The following is a 2,299-nucleotide window of genomic DNA, read 5'->3' on the forward strand; positions in this document are numbered from 1 at the left end:
CGTCGGGGCTGACGGTCACTTTGACGCTGTCGCCGTCGGAGATCTCGCCGGCGAGCAGTTCTTTGGCGAGGGTGTCGCCGATGGCTTGCTGGATCAGTCTGCGCAGTGGACGCGCGCCGTAGGCGGGGTCGTAGCCGCGCACCGCGAGCCAGAACCGGGCCGAGTCGGTGACCTGCAGCTTCAGCCTGCGTTGCGCCAGCCGCTTCTGTAGCTGCTCGAGCTGGATGTCGACGATGCGCTCGAGCTGTTCCTCGTCGAGGGAGTGGAACATGACCACGTCGTCGAGGCGGTTGAGGAACTCCGGTTTGAACGCCGAACGCACCGCGTTCATGACGAACTCGCGATCACCACCTGCGCCCAGGTTGGAGGTCAGGATGAGGATGGTGTTGCGGAAGTCGACCGTGCGGCCTTGTCCATCGGTGAGTCTGCCTTCGTCGAGCACCTGCAGCAGGATGTCGAACACGTCCGGGTGGGCCTTTTCGATCTCGTCGAACAGCACCACCGTGTAGGGCCTGCGCCGCACCGCCTCGGTGAGCTGACCGCCCTGGTCGTAACCGACGTATCCGGGCGGTGCGCCGACCAGCCGGGCGACGGAGTGCTTCTCGCTGTACTCGCTCATGTCGATGCGGACCATGGCGCGCTCGTCGTCGAACAGGAAGTCCGCCAGCGCTTTCGCCAGCTCGGTCTTGCCGACGCCGGTCGGGCCGATGAACATGAACGAGCCGGTCGGACGGTTGGGGTCGGCGACACCGGCGCGCGCCCGGCGCACCGCGTCCGACACCGCCTGCACCGCCTCGGTCTGGCCGACCACGCGGCGAGCCAGCTCGTCCTCCATGCGCAGCAGCTTCTGGGTCTCGCCTTCCAGCATCCGGCCCACCGGGATACCCGTCCACGAGGACACCACCTCGGCGATGTCGTCGGGGCCGACCTCCTCCTTGAGCATCACCTCACCGTCACCCGCTGTCGCCGAGACCTTTTCGGCCTCGGCGAGCTGCTTCTCCAGCGCCGGGATCCGGCCGTAGCGCAGCTCGGCGGCCTTGCCCAGGTCACCGTCGCGCTCGGCGCGGTCGGACTCGCCGCGCAGCGCTTCCAGTTGCTCCTTGAGGGTGCGCACCTGGTCGATCGCGTTCTTCTCGTTCTGCCAGCGGGTGGTCAGCTGGTTGAGCTTCTCCCTGCCGTCGGCGAGTTCGGCCCGCAGTTTCTCCAGCCGCTGCTTGGATGCCTCGTCGGTCTCCTTGGCGAGGGCGACCTCCTCGATCTCCAACCGGCGCACCGCGCGCTCCACCTCGTCGATCTCCACCGGCCGGGAGTCGATCTCCATCCGCAACCGCGAGGCCGACTCGTCGACCAGGTCGATCGCCTTGTCCGGCAGGAAACGGGAGGTGATGTAGCGGTCCGACAGCGTGGCCGCGGCGACCAGCGCGGAGTCGGTGATGCGCACGCCGTGGTGCACCTCGTAGCGGTCCTTGATGCCACGCAGGATGCCGACGGTGTCCTCCACCGACGGCTCGCCGACCAGCACCTGCTGGAAGCGCCGCTCCAAAGCGGCGTCCTTCTCGATGTGCTTGCGGTACTCATCCAGGGTGGTCGCGCCGACCAAGCGCAGCTCGCCGCGGGCCAGCATCGGCTTGATCATGTTGCCCGCGTCCATCGCCGACTCGCCGGTGGCGCCCGCACCGACGATGGTGTGCAGCTCGTCGATGAAGGTGATGATCTGGCCCGCGCTGTTCTTGATGTCCTCCAGCACGGCCTTGAGCCGCTCCTCGAACTCGCCGCGATACTTCGCGCCCGCGACCATCGCGCCGAGATCCAAAGCGACGACGGACTTGCCGCGCAACGACTCCGGCACGTCACCCGCCACGATGCGCTGGGCCAGGCCCTCCACGATCGCGGTCTTGCCCACACCCGGCTCGCCGATCAGCACCGGGTTGTTCTTGGTGCGACGGCTCAGCACCTGCACCACCCGGCGGATCTCGGTGTCCCGGCCGATGACCGGATCCAGCTTGCCGGAACGGGCGGCCGCGGTGAGATCGGTGGAGTACTTCTCCAGCGCCTGGTAGCTGCCCTCCGGGTCGGGGCTGGTCACCCGGGCGCTGCCGCGTACGGCGGTGAACGCCGAACGCAGCGCCTCGGCGGTGGCGCCGTACTTGCGCAGCAGCATCGTCACGTCGGAATCGCCGTCGGCCAGACCGGCCATCACATGCTCGGTGGAGACGTACTCGTCACCGAGTTCGGTGGCCAGGCGCTGCGCGGCGGTGATCGCGGCCAACGCCTCGCGGCCCAGCTGCGGTGTGGTGGT

The 2,299-nt window shown here is 68.3% G+C and carries 1 protein-coding gene; it reads right to left on the reverse strand.

The features are described 5' to 3' along the window. Positions 1 to 2,299, reverse strand: a 2,299-nt coding sequence (clpB, locus tag ON27_RS27480; RefSeq protein ID WP_043734030.1) for an ATP-dependent chaperone ClpB, incomplete at both ends; no start/stop codon positions are given.

Source organism: Nocardia asiatica NBRC 100129, from assembly GCF_000308415.1.
In the GTDB taxonomy this organism is placed as follows: domain Bacteria; phylum Actinomycetota; class Actinomycetes; order Mycobacteriales; family Mycobacteriaceae; genus Nocardia; species Nocardia asiatica.